Raw genomic sequence first — 26,361 nt, forward strand, 5'->3', positions numbered from 1 at the left:
CATAGTTTGAACAGTGTCTTTTTAATTGTACCCATTAGAAGTAAGTTTTTTTGGGGGGAGATGATCGCTTCCTCGTTATTGTTGTCCTTTAGGTAACTTTCCTTTATAGCATGCCCAATATTTAAGCCTGCTTACTATGAATGCTGTGATCCTTAAGGAGTGATAACCAGAACCCATTTTTGCATTCCTGGTGTCGTCCCCCGGGTGCTAGGTGATGGAATAAATCCAAAAGCTGAAGCAAGCACGCTCCAGCTTGTAACTACGATCTTATCTATTCCATGTATTACTGCAAATGGGTAGGTTCTGAAATTTGGCTTAATGCTGTTCCAGCTTCGTTGACGAAAATGTTGACTCTTGCCAAATCCCCGATTGCACAAATGCCGACCATTTCTCCATTTTCAACGACAGGTATTCTCCTGATTTGATTGTCCGCCATGATGCGGGCACATTCATGAACGTCCGTTTCTGGAGAACAAGTAATAACATCACTCGTCATACAATCATGACAATGAACAGAATCACTATCCTGTCCGTCTGCAACCACATTTAATACAATATCCCGGTCCGTGATCATGCCGATCACTTTTTTATTTTCACAGACTGGGACTGCGCCACAATTAATTTCCTGCATAATTTTTGCAGCTGATCTCACTGAATCATGTGGTGCGCAGGCCTTTACATCTTTCGTCATAATTTCTTTTACACTTTTCATGCAAATAACCACCTTTATAACTGAATTTTGAGTTCTTAGTTTGCCGCTATTTCACCTAATTATTTTAAGAAACCTTTGATCAATTATTTACGGGAGATTGTGATGTGCCTCGTCCATATGTACAACCTAAACAATTCATGAATGCCCACCAATTTTTTTTGTATCGACTGCGGGGGTTGTCCACAATGTCGTTCCAGAAATAATAAAAGGTTTGGTGTATGCGTTTTTTACAAAGGGATATGCAGCTTATTTGTTGAAAAAATACTTAGTTACTCCATAACAATTTGTGTGAAATTTGGGGAGGATATCTGGATGCCAATACCGAAACACATTGTTTCAGCAGCAAGTATTGTTTTTAATGATAAAGGAGAAATTTTATTGATAAAAGGCCCGCGCCGTGGATGGGAGATGCCTGGCGGACAAGTGGAAGAGGGGGAATCAATTAAAGATGCTGCCATCAGGGAAGCAAAAGAGGAATCAGGAATCGATATTGAGATCATAAAATTTTGTGGTGTCTTTCAAAATGTAGATCGCTCCATCTGCAATACATTATTTTTAGGTAAAGCAATTGGGGGAGCTCCAACTGCCTGCCCTGGTGAGAGCTTAGAAGTCGGATTTTACCCCATTAAAGAAGCATTAGAGATGGTAACCTGGAAAAATTTCAGAAAGAGGATCGAGTATTGCCTAGATGAAAGTACTCACCCCTTTTATTTAGAATTCAATGGGAAAGATAACGAAGGAATGATTTATAAACTTTCATAATAAATTTAAACTTTAAGGGAGAATTGCCGCCCAACAGACAGTTTTCTTTCTTTTTAGAGGTAATGTTAAATGGATAATCCATATTAAAAGGGGAATAGTTGAATGGATATAAACGTAAGAACAGCTTTCGATCAGCTTGCGAGCGATTATGAACACCATGCAGACACTAAAAATGCATATAACATTTATTACGAAAGACCGGCAATGTTGAACTTGTTCCCTGCAAATATAAAAAACCAGAAGGTGCTTGATGCTGGCTGTGCAGCAGGCTGGTATACAGCCGAGTTACTTAAGCTTGGCGCAGAAGTGACCGCAACTGACATCAGTACAGATATGGTAGCAGCTGCTAAAAGGCGTGTTGGGAACAAAGCGAGGGTTCTAAATCTGGATCTTAGCAAAGAACTGCCTTTTCAAAATCATTCTTTCGATCTCATAATCAGTTCTCTGGTCATGCATTATATTCAAGATTGGGACAGGCCTTTTAGTGAGTTTCAAAGGATTTTAAAACCAGGAGGGATCCTGCTATTTTCAACCCATCATCCTTTTATGGATATAAACCTTTCTAAAGAAAAGAAGTACTTTTCTACAGAGCTCATTAATGACCAATGGGAAAGGCAAGGAAAGTTGATCGATGTCCCGTTTTACCGTAGGCCTTTGAATGAAATATTGAACAAGACTCTTCAGTATTTTACGATCGAAAGCATTGTTGAACCTCAGCCAACCGTAGAATTTAAATCACTAAAACCAGATGGGTATGAGAGACTAATGAACAATCCTAATTTTTTAATTGTAAAGGCTAGGCGGGGAAATTGAAAGGAGATACATTAGTATTCGGATTTAAAAGTGGGGATGAAAAATGGACATTAAAAAAGTCATTTTGGAGCTGCTTCAAAATAAGATCATACATACAAAACCAACACAATATGAACCATTAATCGGGGGTACGGTCAGTCAACTGTATCTCCTGAACAGTGATGGGATCAAATACGTAGTTAAGATAAATACCCCTGAAGTGATTCAGTCAGAGGCAGCTTTTCTCCATTATTATAAAGAAACAACTTTATTGCCTAAACTGTTATTTATGGAGCCATCTTATAAATATATCGTTTATTCTTTCATTAACGGGTCAACAGATTACGGCAGAAAAAATAAAAAAGAAATTCTCAAGGCTCTGGTACAAGGACTTCTGAATCATTATAAGCCCATACCCGATGTAGTCGGCTGGGGGTGGGCGGACCAGCCGGCAGATTCCTGGGAGAATTTTCTGATCAATGAAATCCTTGAAGCAAAAAAATGGATTGATTCACGATTGGGTAGAGATGACCATGATTTTGTCATTACCCTTGTTAAAAAAATCCGATTAGAAATAAAACCATATTTAATACATGGGGATTGCGGAGTTCATAATTTCATTTTTCATGAGCAGCAGCTCTGTGGCGTGATTGATCCTGCTCCCGTTATAGGAGAACCTCTATATGATTTAATCTATGCCTTTTGCTCTTCCCCTGATGATTTAACAAAAGAAACCTTTGATTACGCAGTAAGTCATTTGATGATTGAAGGAGAAAAAGAGAAGTCATTCTTATACGAAAAAGTGGTCATTGGTTTATATCTAAGGCTTGGGACGTGTATTAAACATCATTCAAGTGATTTTGGGGAATATCTTAAAGCCTGGGACTACTGGGTGAATGTAATCAAAAAAGGATCATGACGCTCTTCAACGAAAGCGTGCAGAACCGGGATGTTAAAAGGATTTACAAATAATGGAATCAACTCTAGTGGAAAATGATTTTTCGTTTTTGTAAAACCAATATCGTGGCTAAAGAGAAACCCCTGCGGCTTGTTCCCGTTAGGGGTTCTGTACGTAAGAAAGTCATTAACTGGTTAGCTTAACGAAAGTACAGGACGGACTGGTAAATGGAATCACGGTAATTTATATAAATTGTTTTCCTTATTGAGCAAATACTACTGTAAGTAGAGCAACGGCTAATTCTTCTATATATATATTGGTTAATCAGGGAGGCTATTTTTATGGATCGAGAAATAAGCAATCTGGACAAAGGGGAGAGGGGGATTCTGAGCGGAAAAAGGAATATGAATTTAAAGAATTTAAAAGACCAGGTTATTGTGATTACAGGGGCATCAAGCGGAATTGGTCTTGTAACTGCGAGGATGGCAGCTGAAAGTGGTGCGAAAGTAGTGGCAGCAGCAAGAAATGAAGAAGCATTAAAGGAACTCGTTAAAGAATTACAGGAAAAGGGCCATACTGCCATGATGGTAAAAGCAGATGTCGGGATAGAGGAAGATGTTAAAAAAATTGCGGAAGCGGCTTTAAAGGAATTTGGACGTTTTGACACGTGGGTGAATAATGCCGGGGTAACGATATATGGGTACGCAATGGATGTTAGTATTGAGGATATGAAGCGTATGTTTGATACGAATTATTGGGGAGTTGTTTACGGCTCGAAGGAAGCGGTGAAACACTTTAAAGGAAGAGGTGTTCCAGGTGCACTCATTAACGTTGGTAGTTTATTTGGGGACCGAGGCACTCTTATTCAATCAACGTATGCTCCTTCAAAGTTTGCCGTGCACGCGTGGACGGAGAGCTTAAGAATGGAATTAGAAAATGAAAATGTCCCCATTTCAGTGACACTCATTCATCCGGGGAGAATCGATACACCTTACAATGAACATGCAACAAGTTATCTAGACGAGCAGCCGATACATAAAGGGATGATTTATCCGCCAGAAGCTGTAGCTGAAGCAATCCTGTATGCGGCAGAACACCCAAAGAGGGACATGTTTATCGGTTCGCAAGCTAAAGCGATAAAATTGATCGGTGCAAACTTTCCGCGTTTGACAGATAAACTAATGGAACGGTTTATGCCTCCGACCCAGTATGACCCAAATAGACCTTCAAATCTCCGCGAAGAAGGGAATTTATATCACGCAGGTTACGGGATGCACGAGCGAGGGACGAACATAGGCTGGAAACGGTCTTCCAGTATGTATGTGAAAGCATCAAAGCATTCTGCCCTGTTCAAGCTGGCAGGTGTCGGATTAGGAATACTCGCTTGGACTGCAATAAGAAGAAGCAGGTAGAGATCAAGGAACTTAACAGATTTTGGAATCTATTCATGTTTAACGGAAGTCAAAAGGAAGAAGACTGTTAATTTAAAGGAATGATAAACATCCCCGGATGCTTAGGAATCCGGGGATGCTGAGAGCCCACGCATTTTGACTATTTTACCAGTACGGTAGAGTTAGCTGGTATGACAAGGGTTGATTTAACTTTCTTCGCTCCTTTTTCACTAGAGAATATCAGTTTGCCATTTTGCGGAAGGATCAAAGTGACAGTCTCGTCTGAAAGGTTATGATAGACTTGGAGCGATTTATTTTGATAAGAACGGCTGTAGGCAAGGATTTTTGAGTTTACAGTTTGGATCGATTCCAGATTTCCTTTTACGAGCTCTGTATGCTCCTGGCGAACGCGGATCATTTCACGGTAATGATTCAGGAGGGAATCCTTCTTTTTATCCTGTGCTTCGACAGAAACACCATTATGTCCAGTATTATAAACCGGGGTCTCCCAGCTTGTCTGTCCTGTTCCGTTTCCTTCATACCAGCGGAATGGCTCGCGGATGAGCTCATCCGGCTTTTCGCCTGTCATGCCAATTTCTTCGCCGTAATAAATGAACGGATTGCCGGGGAGCGTCAGGAGAATGGAGGCAGCTGTTTTGGCTTTGCCCACATCACCGCTAAGCTCACTCATTACCCGGTTTTGATCATGGTTTGTCAGGAAGGTTGCATCAATCTTATTCGGATTAAAGGTTTTATATAATTCATCTGTAGCAGAGGCGGCTTGTGCAATGCCTTGATCTTCACCTTGTTTAAGGGAATTGATGATTTTGCCGGCGAGATCGAAGTTGAATAAAGAATCTAGTGACTGATAATAAGGGGCCACCACTTCCGGCTGATCCCAAACCTCTCCAACCAGGTAAGCATCCGGATTGGTTTGTTTCATCGCATCTCGGAATTCATTCCACCATTCAATATTTTTTTCGGCGCCTTCCGGAGTTTCTCCTTTGAATATATGAAGAGCAGCATCTAACCGGAAACCATCAGCTCCCTGGTCAAGCCAGAACTTCCCGATCTTAATGATTTCCTCCCGCACTTTTGGGTTATCAAAGTTCAAGTCCGGCATTCCAGACCAGAAGGTGCCGTAAAAATATCCGTCCCCGTTTGGATTTTTGTGCCAAACCTGCTGTCCCCAAGATCCCTTTTCGTTTAAATCTGTATTTTCATCACTCCAAATATAATAATCCCGGAATGGACTGTTCGGATCTTTGCTCGCTTCTTCAAACCATGGATGTTCACTGCTTGTATGATTAACCACGAGGTCCATGATGACTTTCACATCCCGCTGATCTGCTTCTTTTGTAAGGTTTTTGAAATCCTTCAAGGTTCCATACTCTGGGTCAATGGAATAATAATCAGTTACATCGTATTTATGATAGCTTGGCGAGGGATTAATCGGCATGAGCCACATGCCATTTACCTGCAGGTCTTTTTTATTGTGAGGGTTGCCATCATTCAAGTAATCCAGTTTTTTAGTGATTCCATTTAAATCCCCGTGTCCGTCTGCATTGGAATCATAAAAAGAATTGACATAGATTTCATAGAAAACACCGTTTTTAGCATCTGTTTGAGTTTTGCTGTTATGTACGTTCTCGGCGTGGACTCCTGTTGACAGACTGATTGCAAGCGGCAATGACAGGGTTAATACGGACCATTTTTTCATTTTTTCCTTCTCCTCTCTTTTGTAGGGTGCAATCGTTTGCGCAAAAGTGCAAGCGGTTGCACAACTTGAATACAAATTGAATATACCAGCCTATGAAATCGATTGCAAACTTTTTTAAATATTTAGTTATTTTTACCTAAAAAATCGGATGGAAGAACAGCCCTTGTATGGCTTGGGACTTATGGGAGGATACACAGCGATGCCAAGGTTCAGAGTTGTATGTTTGGAAGCAGATAAAAGAGCTTACTCAGAGAGTAAGCTCAGCCCCCATAAACAGGTTCACAGGTTCCTGGTCTAGGTTCATAATAGCAATGATTTTTAAATTGGCCGGAAAAAGGCTGGCCATACCATGTTGGAGGGCATTGACCACCTGGATTAAAATACCAAAGGGCAAATTTTGCTGGGTGTTGTCTCCAAAATTCGAGATTCTTCCTTGCTAATCTCTTTTCTACATTTCTTGCTCTTTGATAAAATACGTTTCCTTTTTGTACAGCCTCAAAGGAAAAATTTCCTCCTTGCACCTGGAAGATAACCTGGTTAATCGTTCTTAAATTTCTAAAGTCTAAACAGTTTGCAATTCGACGATTAACAATGACGTTTCCAACATATAACATTCCCTGCTGTCCTTCACCTTCAGCCTCAGCTCGCATCATTCTCGCCATTAGGGCAACGTCCGCATCCCGGTAAGCTATTCGTGCCATATTATCACCCCCAGATTAAAAATATGAAACAAAGCGGGCATTCATGTGACTTTTTTGAATCCTGTTCATATCGATCGCTGTTTTTATAAAAGACTTACTTAAACATTAGGATAACAGTCCAGGACTCTAACTTTACAATGAATAAGTGATGAGGGGTGGTGGTCCCTGAATATGAATAGTAAAAACAGGATCTGGAGGGCTGTACATGACTTTTGTTTCAATCTATACAATTGGCAGGCTGAACCACCCGTATGACCACCCTGCCTCACGTGAATTTTATGAGGTGGGGAATGAAGTGTTCCGCCAGGCAACTGGTTCAGGACAGCTTGTCGAGGCATTTTCATCTGATGGAGTTCCGTTGCCTGAGGAAGCTAAAAAGGGGGAGGGGTTCCCTGTTCTTACCCTTACCGTTTGGAAAAGCCTTCAGTCTTTATACGCTTTTACTTATTCTGGCCGACATCGCCAGGCGTTGAGAGACAGGGGCAAATGGATGGAGCCTTATCAGGAGAAACATCTTTCATATGTAGTATGGTGGACAGACAGTGTGCAGGATGTTTCATGGGACGAGGCTTTCAAAAGATACAGGTATTATCTTCAGCATGGAGCCACACCTTTTGCCTTTGATTTTAAGCAGGCATTTGATGAACGCGGGGAATCGTGCATAGTTAAGTAGCAGGGAGTGGTTAAATGGCTTGTGCAGTAGAAAACCACTTGTAAAATCGGTATCCGGAGGAGTTCGAAACATGGGTCTCAGATACAGCCTGCTGCCATCCGTCAGGGCAGGCCGTTCCATCTCTACAGTGCTTGCTTCTTCCGCAAAAATCCGGCTAAATATAAGCCGGATTTTTTGTGTTGTAGTCCTGAATGGATTGAGGAAGCCGGTTAAAAATAAGTCTCCCTATTTATATGGAAAGGAGCGATGCAGCAGTAATCATACCAATAAGATGCAAGGAGTGGGACTAGAAAATTTAGTAAGAAGTCAAAAAAAATGGAATTCTCAATGCGAGAACAAAGTTTTTATGTTACGGTTATATTACAGAAATAATTCATGGGGGGAAATCGAGAAGAACTTAATGATATGAATCTGGGTTCGTCATAGGATTGAGGGAAGATGCGACAGCAGGGGGTTGGGCAGTAAAGTACAAGGGCAGGAACAAGCTGGCCGCAATGGTAAATCCTGATTTTGTTGATGAAAATAGTTGCAGCAATAATCTCTAACGCAACAGTAACAATAATGCCCGATAAAGGCGAAAACCATGAAGTGCTTTGGAAGGAAAAAGACATCTGAAGGCTGATGAAGACGCAGATCCGAGAATAGCTTACTAGAAAAGGGTTTCATAACGCTGATGAAGAGCAAAATCAGTGAAGAGCTTACTGGAAGAGGGCTTCATAACGCTGATGAAGTCCAAACTCCGAGAAGAGCTTACTGGAAAAGGGCTTCATAACGCTGATGAAGGCCAAACTCCGAGAAGAGCTGAAAAGGGCTTCATAACACTGATGAAGGCCAAACTCCGAGAAGAGCGTACTGGAAAAGGGCTTCATAGAGCTGATGAAGGCCAAACTCCGAGAAGAGCATACTGGAAAAGGACTTCATAACGCTGATGAAGACCAAAATCGGTGAAGAGCTTACTGGAAAAGGGCTTCATAAGGCTGATGAAGGCCAAACTCCGAGAAGAGCGTACTGGAAAAGGGCTTCATAACGCTGATGAAGACCAGAATCCGGGAAGAGGTTACTAGAAAAGGCCTTCATAGAGCTGATGATGGCCCAATTTCGGGAAGAGCTTACTGGAAAAGGCCTTCATAGAGCTGATGATGGCCCAAATCCAGCAAGAGAACTGGAGAACTGGACATCAGACCTTCACTATTTAGTCTTAGCTTTATTTGTTTTGGGGGAGGAGTACATATTTTGTTAGAAAAAGTGTTCAGTACGAAAAATATACTCATATTTATGGGTGTTTGTATTTTAGTGGTAGCAGGGATTTTCTATTTTATTTTCACCGACATTAATGAAAAGTTCGACAATCAAGGTGAGCAGGCTGCACAAGGGGCTGAAGCGCCTCCTGCTAATGGAGGGCCGGTTGGTGAAGTTTCAGAAGAAGAAATGAAAGAGTACGAGAAAGATGGATTGAATCCTTTTGGAACGGCTACGCAGCAGGAAAATCTAACTCAGTTCGACTACGAAACATTTATTCATGGAATGTCCCATCAAAAAGTAGTGGCTGACCAAAAGTGGGGCTTCTACGGTATTAATCAAAAGAGGATTGACTGGCTGCTGGAAGGCCTGGAAAAGGCGGATGTAGAAAGGGAAGCCACGTTCAGAAGCATTCTTGAAAGATGGAAAAAGGGTGATTTCAGTCAGGTAGATGAAGATCATAACACCATTTGGAAAATGCAGGGAGGAACCATTGGCAAGGCTACGGGCATCCTTAGCAGCGAACAGGAACGAGAATATTTAAACAGCAAGAAATAATAGAATGAATTTATTTTTAAACAAGAGGTGCGTTCATCCTGGAAGGATTTGCGTGCCTCTTTTTGATGAAAAGCGTTAACCTTTGTTTATTTGACAAAAAAGATAGGAAGAATATGGAACGTTTTCTCTATTCATTCGTATTGTTAAAAAAACGAGGAGAGGGAAGGGGTCACATGAGCGTCGCGGAAAAAGCTGCACCACTTCAAGTAAATAGGATGGCAGTTTATTTGCTAGTATTTTTTTTCGTATGGAGTTTAAAAGAATTATGGCTGATTGAGTAGATTTACATGTTCGGTGACATACGATCACCTTTATTGGAAGCGTTTGTTAAGAGTGTGATCTGGATCATTCCTGTCTGGTTATTGAACAAGTATTCTTTACGTGCTGATCCAGTCATCTATTTGAAATTGAATGAGAAGGTTAAGAGAGGGCTGTTGTGGGGCATTGCTCTCTCGCTACTGTTGGGTGGAGGGTTAATTCTGGAAGCATTCATCTTTGACAACGCAGCCTTTCATTTTTCGTTATCATTTGATGATTATCTAAATACTTTTATTATGGCTGGCCTTGCCGAAGAAATTGTTTTTAGAGGGCTGATTTTACAGGAAATCAATAAAAGAATGGCTTTTTGGAAGGCAAACGGGATCACGGCTCTTTTGTTTTTAGTCATCCATTATCCGATCTGGATTTACAATGACCTTTTTCATCACTATGGCAGCCATCTTTACGTTTTCTGTATCGGCTTGCTTTTTGGTTATATTTTTAAAAAGACGGGTTCCTTATGGGCGGTCATTTTGATTCACGGCTTTCACAATTTTTTTCTAAGCATCATATAAATAGAGTTCGTGACCAAGTGTAAGTAAAGGATAGCAAAAATCAGGGTAGTAGTTTCGCCTGCAGGTACAAATGCCTTTTTTGTAAAAGTTAAACGCTTGTCTATACATAAATCGACCGTCATAAATAGTATATATTAACCCTGATGAAATGCAGGGATTCATAGAAACGAAGCGAGGTGAACAAAATGGGAAAACGTAATAATCTCAAGAAGATCATGAAGAAACTTCCTCCTGGTTATCCAATGAGCCGTATCCTGGTTAATGGAGCTGCGGCAGATGTGACTCAATTCGTTAACGAAAAAGAAGGTCTGGCTTACTTTGATGTTGCTGGCCAAGTAGGTGTCTATGAGGCTAAGAAAATCAACGGAATGCTTTTTGGAGCCGCGGCTGACGCTGGTGAAGAAGAGGAAGAAGCTGGTGGTTGCTAAGAGTGATTTCCTAAGAGATAGCTGGGATACAGCTATCTCTTTTAATTTGGAGTTTTCGAACCAACTAGATGGCAAAAGAAAGTTGGAATGCATTGTCTTGGGAATACTTTGAAATATCTTCTATCCTTAGCAGCAGAAACAAAAGGGATCTCCAACACCAAACCGACGTACATAAGTATCGTTAAAATAAAATTCGTCAACTAAAAATGTTTTGTCTGAAAAGGAAACGAAGCATTCTTAGTGTAATAAGATGAAGGATTTAGATGAGGAAGGTAATATTTATCATTTTTTAGGTGATAGTAGTGATAAACGTTCAGTAAGGGTGATATGCATGCGGATACTTTTGTCCCTAATCCTAGTGATTAGTTGCTGGAAGCTTGGAGATATCAAAAATTGGAGAACATATTATCCCACTATTTTGTATGTTATTATTAATAACTTATTGTATAGCTTTTTCGTTAGTGAAAAGAAATATTTTCTGTGGAAGTTAGAACCTGATTTTTTATTGAATCCTACCTTTTCTTTTTTAGTACAAAACTTCATTATTTTTCCGTGCCTTATCATCCTGTTCTTGTCCTACTTACCTAAATATCAGCATAAAAAAATTACCTATATAATCCTAGCGGCATCAATTCTTGCGGGTATTGAATTCATCATGTATCTTACTGGCAGAATCACCTATCATCATGGTTGGAACTTTTGGTGGTCCATTGGGTTTAATATTTTATGGGTTCTTATGATGAAATTACATTTTTATAAGCCCATTCCAGCTTGGGTTGTTTCTTTTATCATTACAGCATTTTTTATTATTTACTTTCACGTACCATTGCCTGAATAGTAACCATTCTTTAACTATAATAAAGGAGCTTAAGAATCGGGCCGAGACCCTCGCAGTTCCTTCTCAACTTATGAGTAAAGTGAGTTTTAAATTGTTTTCTTACTAAACAAACTAAGGGGAAATCTCTGTGTGGGAACTTGTATATGTATGTTTTGCTATTTTTAATGCAGCTGCATTAGTCATACCCAAAAAACTAAGCAATATTGAAATTTATGCTACTACCTTTTTTGCCTTCACCTATGGAGTTACAATAGATATGATATTAGATTTACATTACGGACTTTACGGATATTTTGAAGAAGGATTTCAATGGTTAGGACTTCTAGGTATCGTTCTTTATTTTCCCTCCATCAGCATTTTGTTTTTAAATCTATATCCATTAGAGAATAAGACAAGTAAAAAGATTATATATATAATTGCTTGGACATTATTTTCGATTACTTTTGAATGGTTTTGTCTTCATACTCATTTTTTTTATTACAATGGGTGGAAAATATGGTATTCAGCACTTGCCTACCCAGTCATATTTTCAATCCTTCTATTGAATCTTAAGTTAGTTCGAAAACTGGTTCATCTGAATGTTTAAAAGTTACTGAGTTCCCATTGCAATTTTCATTTCAATTTAGGAAACCTTCTGGAAAAGTGGAATTAAAAATGGCAGAACACGATTAATAATGTGTTTTATAAGATACTATAAATTGTTCTCCAAGAAACAAAGAGATCAGGTGAGACCGGGAACGGAAGTCCTTTTATCTTTAACACAATATAAAGAATTAAAAAAACACTTGATTAAAGCGCTTTCATCATATAAGTTTTACATAAGCCAGGGGTATTCATTATGGTTGGATTGTAAAGGGGAGAGATGAAGCAATGAATAAAAACAGAGTGGATTATCATTTAAGAGATCGTGTTCTTTTAAGTACGACAATCGAACATTGGGATCAATATGTAGCTTCGTTGCGAGCCAGCGACACTGTAACAATCTACAAACAAGAGTATATTGTAAATAAAATTAACATGGTTCACGATTCTCAAAAGATCGTGCTAAAAGTAAACATAGAGCCATTGAAACTTAAATAGTAAGCCTTTTGTTTTTTATACACAATCAGGAATTTTTGTTTAAATGAGATTGATACCAAGATTGATAGAGTCAGGCTGTCATATAGACAGCTTTTTTTATTGAACGCCGTATGTATCTCCGGGATGTTAGGAAAGAAATGAATCCCAATAAATACCAAATTGAAAAGTACGCTAAGGTAAATGCCTAGCTGTAACAGAGGAAAAAGGTCTTGAGCACAATAAAAGAACGATAAAAAACATGTCGATTATTAATTGAACACTTGCTTTGCCAAATAAAGTAATATGAATCTACGGCATTTAGGTTTTATTATTTGGGGGTGTATGCATTGAAAAGATTAAGAGTGTTCATGTTGACGGTAGTATTTTTACTAACAATGGCCCTGCCAGCGATGGGGCAAGGCAGTCAAACTGATTCTCCTGCTCAAAAAAGTTCATTTAAGGAAGCTGTTTTTTCTGGTGTAAATGAAAATACGGAAACCTATGTAACCCTCTCTTCTTATTCGGGGAATAATGGTCAATACAATTTATTTATAGAGAAATTAAATTTTGAAAGTGAAGAATATTTTTATGGAGATACCGTCATTCCCGCATCGGAAGTGGAATTTAATACAACTAAAGGAACTGTAACGGTCAATAAAACAGTAGATGTATATAAAGTTGAATACGCTGATGATGGAACAGATTCTCCTAAGGAAACTTTCGTGGGTAAAGAATCGGTAAACCTTACTTGGACATTCAACCCTCGAAATTACTCAACCCATAAATTTACTGAAAAAAACATAGAATTAGATTTCGAGCAATATCTTCAGTTATCGAAGGGCACTACTAAAGACTACAAGGATGTCCAGGTAACTGGAAAAATAGGGGACACACTTACCGGTGATTATGAATTCTCCGGAGGTGCTGTATCTGCCGGAACGGCCTTTGCAATCATTAAATAGGGAAAAGGTCTTTTATTATAAGCCTAAATCCGCCATCCAGCAGCCAAAAGGCCGGTTTCTTTGACGGCCTTTTATTTTTTTCTGCAATTAGGTAAAAAGGAATCTATTTAGGAAGTTCGTCAGTCAAGTGAATGAACGAAGGTTCGCCTTTAAAATTTCCATTCCTAAAGATAGCTCGTCAAATGAATGGGCAGTAGATAAGGCAATACACCAAATACCGGTCAGGGGTTGTCTGTCTGCTACTAAATCGATCGGAATGAAAAATCCTTAATCCCGCGCCTTTTCAAATCTGCTTCCAGCTTTTGAGAATGAATGTCCCCCTGGATAGGAAGTCAGCGATAGAAGGTATTTAAGTATCGGGTGCAAGCGCTGAACTTATAGGCTGTCATTATGGCAGCCTTTTTCTAATTGCCCTAACGGCGGTTAGTCTTATTCGATTCGCTAAAGGGATGATACTGTATATCTGGTTAACGTAACTGTAAACCTTTTGCTGCCCGTGCATTCTGTCTCATACCTCAGTTTTCCCCTAACCCTATATTGACATCACCACTTATTGTTTCCTCCATGAATTCCTTCATCTTAAGATTATAGATCGTGTTCAGTGTCTTTTAATCCTTTGGATATCGTTCGCTGTCTATCATGCAAAAATCATCCGTCGCCGTTATGTTTCCTTCTTTTGGAACAGTCAGGAAATATTGCATACCTTTTAATCCAAAATGTAACTTTTCTTTTAATCGTTTATTATATTTATCTTATAACTTATAAGCATATCATGATATTAGATATAAGTATTGGCTATGTCATTAAGACATAACTATAATAAATATAATAGAAAAAGTCGTATTTAATGTGAGTGCTTTTAAAAATAAAGTTGAGATAAACAGTTTATTAGAAAAACAGATTAAGTCCTATCTGGACCATTCAATATCCCTATTTCATAGGGTGCATGGAGGAGTTCAAAATGTCAAAAGAGATAAAAGTTGCACTGGTCACCGGCGGGAATCGAGGAATTGGATATGAGCTGGTCAAGCAATTGGCAATGAAAAATTTTAAGGTCATTTTGTCAAGTCGAAATCCAGAGACGGGTCATAAAGCAGCGCAAAATCTTAAGGAGTCAAACCTGGATGTTTCGCACGTAGTAATGGATGTGGATAATCAAGAAAGCATCCATCAAGCTGCAGTTGAAATAAATGAGCAATATGGAAGATTAGATGTATTGATTAATAATGCTGGCGTGTATTTAGAGGGGAGTAAAAAGCTAGTAGCGATGGACCATTCCATACTGGAGAGAACAATGACAACTAATTTCTTCGGTGCTTACCATGTCATCCGTTCCTTCATTCCCCTCATGGAAAAACAGGGGTACGGAAGAATTATTAATGTTTCCTCAGAATATGGGGCGATGAGCGAAATGTCATATTCAGGAGAAGGCGCTTATAAATTGTCTAAACTGGCCCTAAATGGATTGACACGATTAATTGCTGCAGAAATCAAAGGAGACATAAAAATAAATGCTGTTGATCCAGGGTGGGTTAGTTCAGATATGGGTGGACCATCGGCTCCTAGAACTCCAAGGCAAGCAGCCGAGTCCATCCTGTGGTTAGCAACAGTTGGTCCTGAAGGTCCTAATGGTGAATTCTTCAGAGATGGTAAACAAATCAGCTGGTAAAAGTGAGTTGCGCAAATCCTTTCTGGATGAACTCGAAAGGAGGGGTGAAAAGTGATTAAAAAGCGTTATAAAATAATTGGTGTTACGGGATTTGCCCATCCGGCATGCTTGATCATAAGAGATGCTTCTAAGTTCAAATCTAAACTATTTCTTGAGTACAAGAGTGTTTCTGTCAACCTGAAAAACACCCCCTATTCGTTGATGGAGCTTATGTCTTTAAACATTAAACCTGGAACTTATGTCGAGATTACTGCAAATGGGTGTGACGAACACGCTGCTTTACAAGCGATAGAAAACTCTTTGAGTGAAGGCCTGTATATTGAGCCGGAAAAGCGAGGAGATAATTGGATTTTTTCGAAAGAATTATGCCCTTTTTGTGAGGAAGCTGATTTGAGATGAAGCATCTTGATCATAACGATTTTTGTATTGTTACCATAAATGATTTACTTGCAAGTTTAGTCTAGGAAAACCTAAAAATATGTAGTAAAGGGCGATTTCTTCAAGATGAAGGTCGCCATTTTTGTTATGTAATGAGAGAAATTGGAAAAATCGTGTACTTTATCTTTTGAGTGCTTTAGTTGTATAAATGAACCGGGCTAATATTTTATCACACTCTGCGCATTTGATTAAAGCGCTGCGGAGCAAGACTTAAGCAAGGAAAGCACCAAAAAAGCCCATTTTCCACGAACAACTAATATCGGGCTTTTTGTCGAAAAGTTTTTTTGACAAGTGGAGCTATTTAGTAATCCTATATACTAGTAATCAGTAACACTGAATAGTGGAAACGCTCAATACATTTACAACTTATTACTCAAAAATATAAGTAAAAGAAATGGGGGGGTAAAAAATTGGAAAATATCACGGAAATGCTGAAAGGGGTGCTTGAGGGTTGTGTGCTAGAAATTATCAGCCGCGGTGAAACTTACGGCTATGAAATCACACAACAGCTGCGAGAACTCGGCTTCACTGATGTGGTTGAAGGCACAGTTTATACGATTACCATGCGGCTTGAGAAAAACAATCTGGTGGACATTGAGAAAAAGCCATCCACAATGGGACCGCCCAGAAAATTTTACACACTCAACGCAGCAGGTCAAAAGCAACTCGAAATTTTTTGGGAAAAATGGGACTTCGTCTCGAGTAAAATAAACGAACTTAAAACTAAAATAAAAGTAAAGTAAAGGAGAAATAATATGACTATTTTTGAAAAGATTATTGGAAGTCTGGATGACAAACGGGAATGGAAGGCGATGGAAGCGCGTGCGAAGTCACTTCCAACTGAGTACCGCAACGCTTACAACGCCATCAAAAAATATTTGTGGACCGCAGGCGGCCCCTCCGACTGGAAAGACAGCAGCCGTATCTTTGGCGGCATTCTCGATCTTTTCGAGGAAGGTGCCGCGGAAGGCAAAAAAGTCACTGACCTAACGGGCAAGGACGTTGCTGCTTTCTGCGACGAGCTAGTGAAGGACGAGAAAACCTGGAAGGACAAATACCGCAAGAAATTAAACGATACGATTGATCGTGGCTAACGGCAAAGTTCTAGTGGATTTTTCGATAAGCAATAATCTCACAATGTCACAGGACGACTTGAATTCCTTTCCTAGGAACTACCAGCAAACGTAAAAACTAAGTCCGCAAGTTTTGTAAAGATATGAGATCATGAAGCGATTGAAAAGGGTAAACTCAATAGATACTCCCTATAGAATAACATTGTAATGTGTAACCCTTACTAATCCGTTTTTTTTAACACGGTAGTCAGTATTACGGGATATCAGTAAGACTGAGTAGTTAAAGAAAGGCATCTAACGCCTTGCTGCACTTTTTATATGGAAGAAAAGGATGGGAATGCAATGATTTCTTAAAAGGGGTAAAAAATCCCTTAAAGGAGAGGGAGCAAAAAAGCAGCCTTTTCTTCCAATAAAGGTTACTTGAGAAGGAAAATGCCACATAAGAATAGAATGATTCAGGGGAAATGGGTATCTGGAGGAGATTTATGAAATTCGTGCTTATATTTGGGTCCCAGGCAGCCGGCAAAATGACAGTAGGACAGGAATTGGAAAAAAGAACGGAATTGAAACTATTCCACAATCATATGACCATTGATTTACTTGCACCTATATTCGGATTTAATCCGGAAATGTGGAGATTGGTCAATTTGTTTCGTAAGGAAATATTTGAGTCAGTTGCAAAGAGTGACATGGAAGGTTTGATCTTTACATATGTGTGGGGATTTGACCTGCAAGAAGATTGGGATTATGTCAACAATATTTGTGGAATTTTCGAGTCCAGAGGAGGGACAGTTTACTTTGTAGAACTTGAGGCGGATTTGGAAGAAAGACTTCGACGAAACAAAAGTCCTAACAGACTTGAACACAAGCCCACTAAAAGAAACGTTGAATGGTCTGAAAAAGAATTAAAGGCATCAATCGAAAAACACAGATTGAACTCCCATGAAGGTGAAATAAAAAAGGAACAATATATAAAGATAAACAATACTGATTTGAGTGCTGCAGAGGCAGCCCAATTTATTAAAGAAAGATTTAACTTATAAATCTTATGCAGAGTATTCTTCCGCTGGGAAGTTCCGCTTGATGTACAATTTTTTAATTTATTGATAATGATGTTCATTTTTTTACATGTCCATCATTCAGAAAGTAACATAGAGAGCTCTTTATTATTTTCCTCTATTGAATAATGTTTATTACTTGTAAAGAAAGACTTTTGAGAAATATAACATAAATAGAAGGTGGAATTATGAGCAGAATGCATGCCAATGAATTGGATGTTCATATGAGTCTTGTTAGAGACTTAATCGATCAGCAGTTCCCTGAATTCTCCAGGTTACCGATAACTCCCGTGAATTCGGTTGGTACGGTTAATCATGTATACAGGCTGGGGGAAGAGCTATTTATACGCCTGCCAAGGGTAAAAGAGTGGGCAGATATAGAAAAAGAGTGGAGATGGATTCCTTATCTAGCTCCCCGCTTGACACTCAAGATACCCGAACCCGTGGCTTTAGGTCAACCTGATCCTTTATACCCTGTGAACTGGGCCATATACAAATGGATAGAGGGCAATAACTATTCTGATGAGTTAATTGATGACGAAAGAGGAGCTGCAAGGGATTTGGCACATTTTGTTAATGAAATTCACTCAATTGATGTGCCGGCTGGTACGCCCAGGGCAGGACGAGCTCCTTTGCTTGAGTTAAATAAAAGAACAATAGATTGTATGAATGAGGCAGATGATTTGCTGGACAGAGACAGAGTATTAGCAGCGTGGGAAGATTCCTGTAAAGCTTCTGTCTGGAACGGTCATCCAGTATGGATACATGCTGATTTACTTAGAACCAATCTTTTGGTTCATTCGGGACGTTTAGCTGCAGTCATCGATTTTGGCGGAGCGGGAATTGGAGATCCGGCTTTTGACCTTATACCTGCTTGGAGTATCTTCAACTCCAAAGGGCGGAAAGTCTTTCAGAATTCCATCCATGCCGACAAGGATACATGGCTTCGCGCCCGAGGGTATGCACTTCACCAGGCAGTACTGATCATTCCATACTATCGAGCAACAAACCCACAATTTGTTACCCTGGCGAAAAGAACGCTGGATGAGATATTGGCGGACATCGAAACAGGAGAATAAGAAATTGAAATAAGGTAGGCACGTTTGAAATCCTATCCTCGGAGTCTTAAAAGTATATAATGTCTCAGGAACATGCAGCAGATAGTTCGATTCCCAACCTAACAAAAGACCTCCTATAACGGAAAGGGGGTAGACGCTTTTACAAGATAATAAGTTTCCTATATAGGCTTGTTTGTTGGGGCATTAAAAGACTTTCTGCAAAAATCATTTTTTTGATGAAAAATGTCTTGCAATGACAGGCTGGGGTGCTTCTGAGAAAAGCGCCTTTTTTTGCTGATTTTTATGTCCAAAAGGGACTTAATATAAGTTGATTTATATTCAATCGTAAAGGCTGTTCATTCACAGTCAATTCCCAAAAATGGAATTAATCTGGAGTTTATATTAAAATGGTAAATTGTGAGGTAATATATTCCATAACGAGGGGGAGAACGATGAAGAAAATTTTAGTAAAATCCATGCTTTCTGTGACCGTAGCATTCGGTCTCGTGGCAGGAGGTGCAGCACCTGGTCTGGCTGCTGAAAACCAAGTGGCAAAAACAGAAGGGAAAAACCTGTATGCAATCGCATTTAAAAACGGGCTGCCAAAGGATTATGAACAAGCAATCGAGAAGGCAGGCGGCCATGTCGGGAATGCACTCCCGGAAGTGGGTGGGATCCAGGCCATGTCCGATAATCCTGCATTTTTAAGCAATCTAAAAAAATTGCCGTCCATTGAGGTGGCCAGCAGGGAAGTGCCGCTCACATTGAACCAGCCAGCAGTGATTTCGAATCTGGCCCAAACTGCTGCCATCAATGAACAGGGAAGTCTGTGGGATTCTCAATGGGACATTCAGAGGGTAACAAACAATGGAGAATCCTATAAAATCGAAACCGGCGGATATAAAAATGAAGACGGAGATACCGTACATAAAGCGGTTGTAGGTGTTATTGATACGGGAATTGACCCGGAACATCCGGATTTACAGAAAAATCTTCTTGGAGGGGTGAATTTGGTCCCCGCCGGCATGGATGAAACTGAAACCGGAGATCCCAATGACCTAGTGGACCGAAATGGCCATGGAACACATGTCTCCGGAATCATTGCCGCAAATGGAAATGTCAAAGGGGTAGGACCTGATCTTGGAATTCGTACCTATCGTGTCCTCTATTCGGAGCTGGCTCTCACGACGCCATCCATCATCATTGATGGCATCATTGCAGCTGCGAATGACGAGGTCGACGTTATCAATATGTCTCTCAGACTCTATAATACTTCAAAAACAATTATGGATGGCGAAACCTATAAAACAACAGCTGATACCTTATTGTGGAAACGTGCGATTCAATACGCCCTGAAGAAAAATGTAACCGTAGTAGGGGGGAGCGGGAATGAGAGCTTGAACCTTGATAACAAAAATGAGGTTACTAATTACTTAAGCACCCTTTACGAACCACTTGGAATCACACTCAAGGGACCGACAACGGTTGTGCCGGCACAGATGCCAGGTGTAATCAATGTATCCGCTTCGAACAAATGGTCTCAACAAGAACTTGCCTTCTTCTCTAATTATGGAAATAGTGCGATTGACGTGGCTGCTCCAGGAGGAGACCTTGGCAGGAAATATGCAGAAACCCTAGATCCAGAAAGTGCCGATACAACGAACCTAATCCTTAGTACATGGCCGACCTACTTGGGTACCCCTTATTCCTATAACGCAGGAACATCAATGGCTGCTCCGCAAGTAGCCGGAATTGCAGGGGTTCTAAAAGCAGCAAACCCAGACCTAAAACCTTCACAAGTTTCAGCCATCATTAACCAGACAGCCATTGACTACGGAAAGCCAGGCCAGGATGCTCTTTTCGGTTCAGGTGAGGCCAATGCGTATCGGGCATTGAAGGGAATTAAGAAGTAAGGCTTTTAGTAAGGAAAAGACTTCATGTCAGAAACGGGGACATCACCTAAATTAGGGATGTGCCCGTTTTTTACTCAGTAAGAAATTAAATGTCCCCGGGAATTCGTTTAAAAAAATAAATGGTCTGAATTGAAAAATATAAAGGGTCATTTGAAAAATAAAACAGTCGATTAGGATAATAAATCAGGAAATTGAAAAATAAGAGGCTGACTTTGAAAAATAAATGTAGGACCACAAGCAAAGGCAGAGGCTTTGAAAAATAAATGCTTGGAAATGATAAGTAAAAAGGGGCATTTGGAAAATAAATTGGTCGATTTTGATAATAAATCAGGAATTTGAAAAATAAGAGGCTTCCTTCGAAAAATAAGTGTAGGGCCACAAGCAAAGACAAAGGCTTTGAAAAATAAATGCTTGGAAATGAAAAGTAAAAAGGGACATTTGAAAAATAAACCAGTCGATTAGGATAAAAAATAAGGAAATTGAAAAATAAGAGGCTGACTTTGAAAAATAAGTGTAGGGCCATAAGCGAAAGCAAAGGCTATGAAAAATAAATGACTGGAATTGAAAAATAAAAAGGCGACTTTGAAAAATAAACCAGTCGATTAGGATAATAAATCAGGAAATTGAAAAATAAGAGGCTGACATTGAAAAATAAGTGTAGGGCCACAAGCGAAGGCAAAGGCTATGAAAAATAAATGAGTGGAAATAATAAATAAAAAGGGACATACAAAAAATAAAAATGTCGATTAGGATAATAATCAGGGAATTTGAAAAATAAGAGGCTGACTTCGAAAAATATGTGTAGGGCGACAAGCGAAAGCAAAGGTACATCTAAGCTGGAAATGTGCACTCTACCCAAGTAGATTCATTAATTTAAATGAAGATGAAACTTTTCAGGAACTTAAACAGTATTAATGGGTACATCCTTTTGGCTGTCAGCAACAAAATCTAATTCCTTTGATATGGAATGACTGGGATTGGATACGGAAAGAAGGTATATGGGTTGAAGATAAAGCGAAGGATAAAATACTATCTGCTCCGCTTATTTCGTATAAAGGCCAGCCCTCAGCAGGTGGCTTTTAGTCTGACATTAGGTTTTATCCCGAGCTGGATTCCTACGTTTGGCATTGGACCGATCCTTTCTGTTGCAATCACGAAAGTACTAAGAGGAAATATCATCGCCGCCGTTATTGGCGGTGTTATTGGAACGCCTATTTGGCCGCTGCTCTTTTTCCTTAACTATAAAATGGGAAGTCTTTTCTTTATAAAACAAATCAACTTGGATGAAGTAGACGATATCGAATATGTAGAAACCTTAAATGAAACAGTAGGGAGCATTCAATCGGGCAGTGTACTTTTCCTGGCTGGTTCGGTTATTAATATCATCGTTTTTTCCCTTATTATGTATGGCGGATTGTACATTCTGCTGAAAAAATACCGCGGGCATATTTTGCAAAAATTACAGAACATCAGCTGTTGATGCTGTCTGAAGGTTGGAGGGAAAAACAACAAGGAAGGAATACAACAAGATGTAATGAACTTTTTTGGTGAATCGCATTGGTGCCGTGGAATCACCAACTTTTAAAATATTTATCACAACGGTGCCGTTTTTAGATTAGAAGAGGTGTTAACATGTTCAAATTTTTTTCGTCAAGGCTCGGCTTCTTTTGGGTAGCCGTTGTTCTTTTTTGGATCAAAACATACAGCATATATAAAATTGAATTTCTATTAGGTGTAAAAGGTGCCATGCAGGAGTTTCTCTTGTTTTTCAATCCATTAAGTTCAGGCATCCTTTTAATGGGACTTGCTTTATTTTTAAAAGGGAAGAGAGCAGGGAGAAGCATCATCTACCTTAGTGCCTTCTTATTCCTGATTTTGTATTCGAACGTGGTATATTACCGTTTTAACAGCGATTTCATCACATTGGCGACACTTACACAGACTTCCAATTTTGGAAGCAGTTTAGGCGGAAGCATTATAAATTTAATGGAACCTTATGATATTCTCTATCTCATCGACATTCTATTTTTAATATACTTTTATAAAAAGGTTAGTGGCAATTGGACCAATGAACGATTAAAACTATATAAGCCTATAACGGTACTGGCAGCTGGAGTCATCGCTTTCAGTGTCAATCTCCACCTGGCTGAAAAGGACCGTCCGCAGCTTCTTGAAAGGACATTTGACCGCAACTATTTGGTCAAGTACTTGGGAACTTATAATTTTATCCTTTATGATTCCTACTTAAGCGTTCAAAATTCAACTCAGCGTGTGCTGGCAAACAGCAGTGATCTCATTGAAGTTGAAAACTATACGAAAGCAAAATATGCTGATCCAAACCCGGACTATTTTGGTATGGGCTCAGGTAAAAATATCATAAAAATCCATCTGGAATCTTTTCAGTCCTTCCTGATCGATTATAAATTGAATGGGGAAGAAGTAACCCCGTTTCTTAATTCTTTGGTTCATGACAGCAGTAAAAATTTTACGTACTTTGACAACTTCTTTCATCAGACCGAACAGGGGAAGACAGCCGATGCAGAGTTAATTATGGATACATCCCTTTATGGTCTGTCACAAGGAGCAGCCTTTGTCACCAAGGGGAAAAATACGTTTCAGTCCTTGCCGGCCATCATGCATCAGCAGCAAGGATATACGAGTGCGGTCTTCCATGGAGACGGGAAATCGTTCTGGAATCGTGATAAAATCTACAAAAGACTGGGAATCGACCAATTCTATTACGATCTTTACTATAATATGAGTGATGAAAATGTGATTAACTACGGATTAAAAGATAAACCGTTTTTTAAAGAATCCGTTCCCATGCTTAAAGAGTTAAAACAGCCTTTCTATGCGCATATGATTACGCTGACCAATCACCATCCTTTTATCCTGGACGAAGAAGAAGCCACGATTGCTTCACCGGAAACAGGCAATAGCACTGTGGATGGCTACTTCAGGACGGCCCGTTACCTGGATGAAGCCTTGGCACAGTTTTTTCACGACTTAAAGGAAGCCGGATTATATGATGACTCCATTATCATGATCTACGGCGACCATTACGGCATTTCCTCCAATCATAAAAAGGCCATGGAGGAAATCTTGAATGAAGAGATTACGCCTTTAGAATATGCCGAGTTGCAGCGGGTTCCTCTTATGATTCGTATCCCGGGGGTAGACGGACAAGGGATAAACCATGAATATGCAGGCATGGTGGACGTGGTGCCAACTCTCCTTCATATCCTGGGAATCGATGCTAAGGATTACTTGCTATTTGGAAGTGACTTATTCTCGAAGAATCACCGAAGCTATGTTCCGTTCCGAAACGGGGACTTTGTAACAGCTGAGTACAGCTACATTAAAGGAGTATTTTACAATAATGAGACGAAGGAACCGATAACGAATCCAACAGATAAAATGGTTAATACCAGAGATACCGTACTTCAGGAATTAGGATTTTCAGATAAACTGTTAAATGGAGATCTATTGCGCTTCTACACACCAAATAAGGAATGGAAACCCATCGACGCAAGAGATTATCATTACGGAAAGCCAGAGGAAAAAGCTGCCGCTGAAACGAGATGAAGTTCAGTGAATGAAAATACCTAAGCCTCAGTTTAATAGAAAAGGGCTCGGAATGTCATTCCGGACCCTTTTTGGCTATGTAAAAGTTCTTTGTTGATTTTGGGGAAAACTTGAAAGCTGCTATTACTAGTCGCTTCAGACTGTAGACAAACTCTCGCTGAAAATTGAGTTTGTAACAGTCTTTTATTTTGTGCGGTTGTAAAACTGGGCTGTTGACTTCCGTTCCAGCCGCTTAGCTTTCCGCGGGCGGTCCGGGAAGCCTCCTCGGCGCTTGACGCACCTGCGGGGTCTCCCCTGACCCGTGCTCCCGCAGGAGTCTCGCGGCTTCCACTCCAATCAACAGGGTGTTAATAGTTAATATGGGAGTAAAACCAAGTTTATTTTAAAATTGATATAAATAACCCATGAGGTGATAAGGACAACCATTGTTAAGAGTATTGTTAATGATTTTTTCAATGTTACCTCCCTCTATCAATCAGCTTAAACGTAAACGATCATAAGTATCTGTCATTTCAAATAATAATGATGATCATTAAAACTCTTTTATATTGTTTCTTGTGCTCTCGTTGCTTTCGACGATAATCAAAAAACAAATGAAGCTGACATTTGTTTTTAGAAAACATTGAAGGTTCTGCAAAACCACTATACTATAAATATAGTTATACATAATGAACAGGAGAGGGGAAAGATTTATGGGTGACAAGAAACACATCGTGTTATTTCAAGGAGATTCGATTACAGATGGAGCACGGTCACGAAACCAGGATCCAAGTCATTTACTGGGAGACAGCTATGCATTTACGATTGCAGGCAAGCTGAGCTATGAACTGGCGGAGAAAAATCCTCAGTTTATCAATAGGGGAGTGAGCGGTGACCGGGTTTCTGATTTATATGCCCGGTGGAATGAGGATGCCATTAGCTTACAGCCATCGCTAATTAGTTTTTTAATTGGTGTGAATGATGCCTGGAGGTCGATGTCCAATGAGCCAAGCGGAATAACGGATCGTTTTGAAAGGGCTTACCGACATCTGCTGGCAGAAACAAAAGAGGTGCTTCCAGAAACAGGCCTGGTGATATGCGAACCGTTTATCTTAAACACAGGGTCCACTGCCGAGAAATGGGATGCCTGGAAGATGCGCCTTGAACAGTATCAGGATATCGCGGGTAACTTGTCGGAGGAATTTGGAGCTGTTTTTGTTCCATTGCAAAAACCGTTCAACGAAGCCTGCGAACGCCAGGAACCTTCCTATTGGCTGTGGGATGGGGTGCATCCAACTCCGGCAGGCCACGAATTGATTGCACGGGAATGGTTAAACGTCGTGCAAAACAGCAAGCTGGCGATTCGATAATAAGCGAGTGTATGACTAAAAATATCGACTAACGTTCGTGCAAACCGGGTAAATTTTGCCCGGTTTTTTTATATTAATAGAACCTCCGTTTCTCCTGACTTTCAGAAGGATCCAGCCAATGGGCATAAAGTTGCGACAATAAAATGATCATAATCCCACTATGTGCCTAATTTTGTAAATATTTTGTAAATTCGAAGGTTATTTCCGTGAACTGTAGAACTATATAGAGGGTTAGGAAGGAGGGATATGGTCATATTCGCCCCGTACGAACGCGGAATTTATGAGGAGATACTCACTTGAAGATGCAGTTTGAAATGAGATAAAAGAACTGGTGCCGGGGGCATAATTTTCGAAGAGTCGTTCCTAGTAATCTGGAATGAGCCCCTTTAGAGGTATACGTCACACTGCACACTAATCCCTTTCTGCTGCCTTTCCTTTTTTCCACCAATAAGATTACCGTTTTGTTAAAGCGAGTAAATTCATAGGATTTCCAGCTTATAAGAGATATGGGTTATTTTTAAAAATATGGGACTTTTTCCTTGTAATCTTTTAAAATTTTACATATAATTATAAATATAGTAAATATTTGCAATATTTAGAGAAAAGGAACTAATACTTTGGTCCTTCTACTATTCCTCAAGGGTTTCCTGTT

The 26,361-nt window shown here is 39.8% G+C and carries 27 protein-coding genes; 24 read left to right on the top strand and 3 right to left on the bottom strand.

What is annotated here, in order from left to right; all coding sequences use genetic code 11:
* Nucleotides 1-283: 283 nt before the first annotated feature.
* On the bottom strand, nucleotides 284-712 hold the full coding sequence (locus EV146_RS23200; RefSeq protein ID WP_121612601.1) for a CBS domain-containing protein: 429 nt from the start codon (nucleotides 710-712) through the stop codon (nucleotides 284-286).
* 312 nt (nucleotides 713-1,024) lie between these two features.
* Between EV146_RS23200 and EV146_RS23205 the strand changes: the two genes are divergently transcribed.
* The 4 genes from EV146_RS23205 (at nucleotide 1,025) to EV146_RS23220 (ending at nucleotide 4,576) form a co-directional block, all read left to right on the top strand.
* Nucleotides 1,025-1,474, top strand: a complete 450-nt coding sequence (locus tag EV146_RS23205) for an NUDIX hydrolase (RefSeq protein WP_132011119.1) — start codon at nucleotides 1,025-1,027, stop codon at nucleotides 1,472-1,474.
* A gap of 102 nt (nucleotides 1,475-1,576) precedes the next feature.
* Nucleotides 1,577-2,287 (top strand): class I SAM-dependent methyltransferase, encoded by a 711-nt coding sequence (locus EV146_RS23210; RefSeq protein WP_132011120.1) that lies wholly within the window; start codon nucleotides 1,577-1,579, stop codon nucleotides 2,285-2,287.
* 43 nt (nucleotides 2,288-2,330) lie between these two features.
* Nucleotides 2,331-3,185, top strand: coding sequence for an aminoglycoside phosphotransferase family protein (locus EV146_RS23215; RefSeq protein ID WP_132011121.1), 855 nt, complete (start codon nucleotides 2,331-2,333; stop codon nucleotides 3,183-3,185).
* Nucleotides 3,186-3,568: 383 nt separating this feature from the next.
* A complete protein-coding gene (locus EV146_RS23220; RefSeq protein WP_373566083.1) occupies nucleotides 3,569-4,576 on the top strand; it encodes an SDR family oxidoreductase in 1,008 nt (335 codons plus the stop codon).
* A gap of 139 nt (nucleotides 4,577-4,715) precedes the next feature.
* On the opposite strand, the gene EV146_RS23225 is transcribed toward EV146_RS23220, so the two are convergent.
* Together EV146_RS23225 and EV146_RS23230 are read right to left on the bottom strand one after the other, a co-directional pair.
* On the bottom strand, nucleotides 4,716-6,275 hold the full coding sequence (locus EV146_RS23225; RefSeq protein WP_132011123.1) for an alpha-amylase family glycosyl hydrolase: 1,560 nt from the start codon (nucleotides 6,273-6,275) through the stop codon (nucleotides 4,716-4,718).
* 260 nt (nucleotides 6,276-6,535) lie between these two features.
* Nucleotides 6,536-6,976, bottom strand: coding sequence for a cell wall hydrolase (locus EV146_RS23230; protein WP_132011124.1), 441 nt, complete (start codon nucleotides 6,974-6,976; stop codon nucleotides 6,536-6,538).
* 205 nt (nucleotides 6,977-7,181) lie between these two features.
* Between EV146_RS23230 and EV146_RS23235 the strand changes: the two genes are divergently transcribed.
* The 20 genes from EV146_RS23235 (at nucleotide 7,182) to EV146_RS23320 (ending at nucleotide 25,709) form a co-directional block, all read left to right on the top strand.
* Nucleotides 7,182-7,649 carry a DUF3291 domain-containing protein gene (locus EV146_RS23235; RefSeq protein ID WP_132011125.1) on the top strand — a complete coding sequence of 156 codons (468 nt, stop codon included), beginning with the start codon at nucleotides 7,182-7,184 and terminating at the stop codon, nucleotides 7,647-7,649.
* A 689-nt stretch (nucleotides 7,650-8,338) separates the two neighbouring features.
* Nucleotides 8,339-8,572 (top strand): hypothetical protein, encoded by a 234-nt coding sequence (locus tag EV146_RS23240; RefSeq protein ID WP_132011126.1) that lies wholly within the window; start codon nucleotides 8,339-8,341, stop codon nucleotides 8,570-8,572.
* A 161-nt stretch (nucleotides 8,573-8,733) separates the two neighbouring features.
* Nucleotides 8,734-8,889: a hypothetical protein gene (locus tag EV146_RS27295; protein ID WP_158287192.1), complete on the top strand. Its 156-nt coding sequence runs from the start codon at nucleotides 8,734-8,736 to the stop codon at nucleotides 8,887-8,889.
* Nucleotides 8,883-9,446, top strand: coding sequence for a DUF6241 domain-containing protein (locus EV146_RS23245; RefSeq protein WP_132011127.1), 564 nt, complete (start codon nucleotides 8,883-8,885; stop codon nucleotides 9,444-9,446). The genes EV146_RS27295 and EV146_RS23245 overlap by 7 nt, the downstream gene beginning before the upstream one ends.
* Before the next feature lie 287 nt (nucleotides 9,447-9,733).
* Nucleotides 9,734-10,279 (top strand): CPBP family intramembrane glutamic endopeptidase, encoded by a 546-nt coding sequence (locus EV146_RS23250; RefSeq protein WP_132011128.1) that lies wholly within the window; start codon nucleotides 9,734-9,736, stop codon nucleotides 10,277-10,279.
* Between the two features lie 185 nt (nucleotides 10,280-10,464).
* A complete protein-coding gene (locus tag EV146_RS23255; protein WP_132011129.1) occupies nucleotides 10,465-10,707 on the top strand; it encodes a hypothetical protein in 243 nt (80 codons plus the stop codon).
* A 250-nt stretch (nucleotides 10,708-10,957) separates the two neighbouring features.
* A complete protein-coding gene (locus tag EV146_RS27300) occupies nucleotides 10,958-11,545 on the top strand; it encodes a CBO0543 family protein (protein WP_158287193.1) in 588 nt (195 codons plus the stop codon).
* Nucleotides 11,546-11,672: 127 nt separating this feature from the next.
* Complete coding sequence (locus tag EV146_RS23260; RefSeq protein WP_132011130.1) at nucleotides 11,673-12,131, top strand: CBO0543 family protein; 459 nt, start codon at nucleotides 11,673-11,675, stop codon at nucleotides 12,129-12,131.
* A 284-nt stretch (nucleotides 12,132-12,415) separates the two neighbouring features.
* Complete coding sequence (locus tag EV146_RS23265) at nucleotides 12,416-12,625, top strand: hypothetical protein (protein WP_132011131.1); 210 nt, start codon at nucleotides 12,416-12,418, stop codon at nucleotides 12,623-12,625.
* 326 nt (nucleotides 12,626-12,951) lie between these two features.
* Complete coding sequence (locus EV146_RS23270; protein ID WP_132011132.1) at nucleotides 12,952-13,566, top strand: hypothetical protein; 615 nt, start codon at nucleotides 12,952-12,954, stop codon at nucleotides 13,564-13,566.
* A gap of 961 nt (nucleotides 13,567-14,527) precedes the next feature.
* Complete coding sequence (locus tag EV146_RS23275; protein WP_132011133.1) at nucleotides 14,528-15,235, top strand: SDR family oxidoreductase; 708 nt, start codon at nucleotides 14,528-14,530, stop codon at nucleotides 15,233-15,235.
* A 51-nt stretch (nucleotides 15,236-15,286) separates the two neighbouring features.
* Entirely contained in the window at nucleotides 15,287-15,634 is a 348-nt protein-coding gene (locus tag EV146_RS23280) for an HPr family phosphocarrier protein (protein WP_132011134.1), read from the top strand.
* Between the two features lie 449 nt (nucleotides 15,635-16,083).
* Nucleotides 16,084-16,416: a PadR family transcriptional regulator gene (locus tag EV146_RS23285; RefSeq protein ID WP_132011135.1), complete on the top strand. Its 333-nt coding sequence runs from the start codon at nucleotides 16,084-16,086 to the stop codon at nucleotides 16,414-16,416.
* A gap of 12 nt (nucleotides 16,417-16,428) precedes the next feature.
* Nucleotides 16,429-16,767, top strand: coding sequence for a DUF1048 domain-containing protein (locus EV146_RS23290; protein ID WP_132011136.1), 339 nt, complete (start codon nucleotides 16,429-16,431; stop codon nucleotides 16,765-16,767).
* A gap of 464 nt (nucleotides 16,768-17,231) precedes the next feature.
* On the top strand, nucleotides 17,232-17,789 hold the full coding sequence (locus tag EV146_RS23295; protein ID WP_132011137.1) for an AAA family ATPase: 558 nt from the start codon (nucleotides 17,232-17,234) through the stop codon (nucleotides 17,787-17,789).
* A gap of 203 nt (nucleotides 17,790-17,992) precedes the next feature.
* Nucleotides 17,993-18,883, top strand: a complete 891-nt coding sequence (locus EV146_RS23300; protein ID WP_132011138.1) for an aminoglycoside phosphotransferase family protein — start codon at nucleotides 17,993-17,995, stop codon at nucleotides 18,881-18,883.
* A gap of 431 nt (nucleotides 18,884-19,314) precedes the next feature.
* Entirely contained in the window at nucleotides 19,315-20,775 is a 1,461-nt protein-coding gene (locus tag EV146_RS23305; RefSeq protein WP_132011139.1) for a S8 family serine peptidase, read from the top strand.
* Between the two features lie 1,003 nt (nucleotides 20,776-21,778).
* Entirely contained in the window at nucleotides 21,779-22,255 is a 477-nt protein-coding gene (locus EV146_RS23310) for a DUF2062 domain-containing protein (RefSeq protein ID WP_132011140.1), read from the top strand.
* Between the two features lie 152 nt (nucleotides 22,256-22,407).
* The gene (ltaS, locus tag EV146_RS23315; protein WP_132011141.1) at nucleotides 22,408-24,360 is read left to right on the top strand and encodes a lipoteichoic acid synthase; all 1,953 of its coding nucleotides are present in this window, start codon (nucleotides 22,408-22,410) and stop codon (nucleotides 24,358-24,360) included.
* Nucleotides 24,361-25,052: 692 nt separating this feature from the next.
* Nucleotides 25,053-25,709 (top strand): SGNH/GDSL hydrolase family protein, encoded by a 657-nt coding sequence (locus EV146_RS23320; RefSeq protein WP_132011142.1) that lies wholly within the window; start codon nucleotides 25,053-25,055, stop codon nucleotides 25,707-25,709.
* Nucleotides 25,710-26,361 lie beyond the last annotated feature (652 nt).

This window comes from Mesobacillus foraminis, assembly GCF_004340465.1.
In the GTDB taxonomy this organism is placed as follows: Bacteria; Bacillota; Bacilli; order Bacillales; family Cytobacillaceae; genus Mesobacillus_B; species Mesobacillus_B foraminis.

What these genes read in the sequence shown, in the direction of transcription:
- EV146_RS23200 (WP_121612601.1), bottom strand. Translation starts at nt 712, where the DNA reads ATGAAAAGTGTAAAAGAAATTATGACGAAAGATGTAAAGGCCTGCGCA.
- EV146_RS23205 (WP_132011119.1), top strand. Translation starts at nt 1,025, where the DNA reads ATGCCAATACCGAAACACATTGTTTCAGCAGCAAGTATTGTTTTTAAT.
- EV146_RS23210 (WP_132011120.1), top strand. Translation starts at nt 1,577, where the DNA reads ATGGATATAAACGTAAGAACAGCTTTCGATCAGCTTGCGAGCGATTAT.
- EV146_RS23215 (WP_132011121.1), top strand. Translation starts at nt 2,331, where the DNA reads ATGGACATTAAAAAAGTCATTTTGGAGCTGCTTCAAAATAAGATCATA.
- EV146_RS23220 (WP_373566083.1), top strand. Translation starts at nt 3,569, where the DNA reads ATGAATTTAAAGAATTTAAAAGACCAGGTTATTGTGATTACAGGGGCA.
- EV146_RS23225 (WP_132011123.1), bottom strand. Translation starts at nt 6,275, where the DNA reads ATGAAAAAATGGTCCGTATTAACCCTGTCATTGCCGCTTGCAATCAGT.
- EV146_RS23230 (WP_132011124.1), bottom strand. Translation starts at nt 6,976, where the DNA reads ATGGCACGAATAGCTTACCGGGATGCGGACGTTGCCCTAATGGCGAGA.
- EV146_RS23235 (WP_132011125.1), top strand. Translation starts at nt 7,182, where the DNA reads ATGACTTTTGTTTCAATCTATACAATTGGCAGGCTGAACCACCCGTAT.
- EV146_RS27295 (WP_158287192.1), top strand. Translation starts at nt 8,734, where the DNA reads ATGATGGCCCAATTTCGGGAAGAGCTTACTGGAAAAGGCCTTCATAGA.
- EV146_RS23250 (WP_132011128.1), top strand. Translation starts at nt 9,734, where the DNA reads ATGTTCGGTGACATACGATCACCTTTATTGGAAGCGTTTGTTAAGAGT.
- EV146_RS23255 (WP_132011129.1), top strand. Translation starts at nt 10,465, where the DNA reads ATGGGAAAACGTAATAATCTCAAGAAGATCATGAAGAAACTTCCTCCT.
- EV146_RS27300 (WP_158287193.1), top strand. Translation starts at nt 10,958, where the DNA reads ATGAAGGATTTAGATGAGGAAGGTAATATTTATCATTTTTTAGGTGAT.
- EV146_RS23265 (WP_132011131.1), top strand. Translation starts at nt 12,416, where the DNA reads ATGAATAAAAACAGAGTGGATTATCATTTAAGAGATCGTGTTCTTTTA.
- EV146_RS23275 (WP_132011133.1), top strand. Translation starts at nt 14,528, where the DNA reads ATGTCAAAAGAGATAAAAGTTGCACTGGTCACCGGCGGGAATCGAGGA.
- EV146_RS23290 (WP_132011136.1), top strand. Translation starts at nt 16,429, where the DNA reads ATGACTATTTTTGAAAAGATTATTGGAAGTCTGGATGACAAACGGGAA.
- EV146_RS23295 (WP_132011137.1), top strand. Translation starts at nt 17,232, where the DNA reads ATGAAATTCGTGCTTATATTTGGGTCCCAGGCAGCCGGCAAAATGACA.
- EV146_RS23300 (WP_132011138.1), top strand. Translation starts at nt 17,993, where the DNA reads ATGAGCAGAATGCATGCCAATGAATTGGATGTTCATATGAGTCTTGTT.
- EV146_RS23305 (WP_132011139.1), top strand. Translation starts at nt 19,315, where the DNA reads ATGAAGAAAATTTTAGTAAAATCCATGCTTTCTGTGACCGTAGCATTC.
- ltaS (WP_132011141.1), top strand. Translation starts at nt 22,408, where the DNA reads ATGTTCAAATTTTTTTCGTCAAGGCTCGGCTTCTTTTGGGTAGCCGTT.
- EV146_RS23320 (WP_132011142.1), top strand. Translation starts at nt 25,053, where the DNA reads ATGGGTGACAAGAAACACATCGTGTTATTTCAAGGAGATTCGATTACA.